This window comes from Sphingomonas sp. 2378, from assembly GCF_038084995.1.
Taxonomy (GTDB): Bacteria; Pseudomonadota; Alphaproteobacteria; order Sphingomonadales; family Sphingomonadaceae; genus Sphingomonas.
The window spans coordinates 1-1,845 of the sequence record NZ_JAXCMJ010000098.1 but is presented as its reverse complement, the minus strand read 5'-3'; the positions used below and the strand labels follow the sequence as shown (position 1 = coordinate 1,845).

The window sequence follows — 1,845 nt, the reverse complement described above, 5'->3', positions numbered from 1 at the left end:
GAAGGAACCCCATCGTCTGCCTCCGATGCCGCAGGGACAAACCTCAAAGCAGGCGCGCTACCTCACCGCCAACACCACTGCCGCGCAGCGGCTTCGTGCTCTGGGCGGAAGCGGCCTTCCGTCTGCATGGGCCATGACGTTCTAAAGCCACCCCTCCAGCACCTGGTCCGGTGGGCGGTGGCCGTCGGCCCAGCTTCGGATATTGGCGATGACCCGTTCGCCCGAGGCCATGCGGCCCTCCAGCGTCGCCGATCCCATATGCGGGGTCAGCACCACATTGGGCAGGGCCAGCAGGCGGGGGTCGATCTCCGGCTCGTGCCGCCAGACGTCGAGGCCCGCTCCCGCCAATCGCCCATTCTCCAGCGCGTCGACCATCGCCTCCTCGTCGACGATCCCGCCCCGGCTCGCGTTGATCAGGTAGACGTGGGGCCGCATCAGGGCGATGCGGCGGCGGTCGATCAGGTCGTGGCTGTCGGCGTTGAGCGGCGTGTGGATCGACACAATATCGATCGCGCCCAGCATCGCGTCGAGATCGGGATGCCATAGCGCGCCCAGTTCCGCCTCGATACTGGCGGGCAGGCGGCGGCGGTTGTGGTAATGGATCGACAGGCCGAAGGCGCGCGCGCGCCGCGCGACCGCCTGGCCGATCCGGCCCATGCCGACGATGCCCAGTGCCTTGCCGCCGATCCGGTGGCCCAGCATCCCGCCGGGGCTCCACCCCTTCCACGCGCCGGAGCGGACCAGCTTTTCCCCCTCCGCCAAGCGGCGCGGCACCGACAGGATCAGCGCCATGGTCATGTCGGCGGTATCCTCGGTCAGGACGCCGGGCGTGTTGGTGACGATGATGCCGCGCGCGCGGGCCGCTTTCAGGTCGATATGGTTCACCCCCGCGCCGAAATTGGCGATCAGTTTCAACCGGGGCCCCGCGCCCGCGATCAGGTCGGCGTCGATCGCGTCGGTGACGGTCGGGACCAGCACGTCGCAATCGGCCATGGCGGCGGATAGCGCGGCCTGGCTCATCTTCTCGTCGTCGCGATTGAGGCGCGTGTCGAACAGCGCGGCCATCCGGTCCATGATGGGATCGGGCAGTTCGCGGGTGACGACCACCCTGGGGTTCAGGCAGCGGCGTGGATCGGCCATGGTCACCGGATTGCGGCATGCCCGGCGGTCCGTCAACCGGCGATGCGGCCATCCAGAGGTTGAAGCGGCCCCCCGCATCGGCGTAGAGCCCAAAGGAAGAGCGGGCGGAAAAAGGGAAACGGAATGCGCAGGTCCATGATCGGGCTGGCTTTGCTGTCGGTGATGCTGTCGGCGGGGCCGATCGCCCCCGCCGCGACCGCCGCGACCGAAAAGCGTGCCATGCCCTATTATGGCTCGATCGGCGCGTCGGTGGCGCGGATGCGGACCGGCCCGGCACGCACCTATCCGGCGAGCTGGACCTATCGCCGGGCCGACCTGCCGGTGAAGATCGTCGCGGCGTTCAAGGAATGGCGCAAGGTGCAGGATCCCGACGGGACGGAAGGGTGGATGCTGGCGGTCTTGTTGCGCAACACCCGCACCGCGATCGTGCGCAGGACCGATCCCCTGCCCATGCGCTCGGCCCCCACTGAGAATGCCAAGACGCTGTGGCGCGCCGCCCCCGGCGTGGTCGGGCGGATCAGCGAATGCAATGGCGGCTGGTGTCGGCTGGACGTGAAGGGGCAGGCGGGGTTCGTACCGGTCGGGGCGATCTGGGGCGTCGAGCCGGGAGAGGTGGTGCCTTAATTCTTGGCACGCCCCTCCCGCAGGCGGGAGGGGATGGGGGAGGGTAGGCCACAGGTGATGGTCTCGGTGAGACTCCTTGCC

The 1,845-nt window shown here is 68.9% G+C and carries 2 protein-coding genes; one reads left to right on the top strand and one right to left on the bottom strand.

All coding sequences use genetic code 11. The features are described 5' to 3' along the window. Positions 1 to 141: 141 nt before the first annotated feature. Positions 142 to 1,140, bottom strand: a complete 999-nt coding sequence (locus SM191_RS19400) for a 2-hydroxyacid dehydrogenase (RefSeq protein WP_341507637.1) — start codon at positions 1,138 to 1,140, stop codon at positions 142 to 144. A gap of 123 nt (positions 1,141 to 1,263) precedes the next feature. Between SM191_RS19400 and SM191_RS19395 the strand changes: the two genes are divergently transcribed. Continuing rightward, on the top strand, positions 1,264 to 1,764 hold the full coding sequence (locus SM191_RS19395; protein WP_341507636.1) for an SH3 domain-containing protein: 501 nt from the start codon (positions 1,264 to 1,266) through the stop codon (positions 1,762 to 1,764). Positions 1,765 to 1,845 lie beyond the last annotated feature (81 nt).

Excerpts from the sequence above, each read along its gene's own strand:
- SM191_RS19400 (WP_341507637.1), bottom strand. The coding sequence starts at position 1,140 with ATGGCCGATCCACGCCGCTGCCTGAACCCCAGGGTGGTCGTCACCCGC.
- SM191_RS19395 (WP_341507636.1), top strand. The coding sequence starts at position 1,264 with ATGCGCAGGTCCATGATCGGGCTGGCTTTGCTGTCGGTGATGCTGTCG.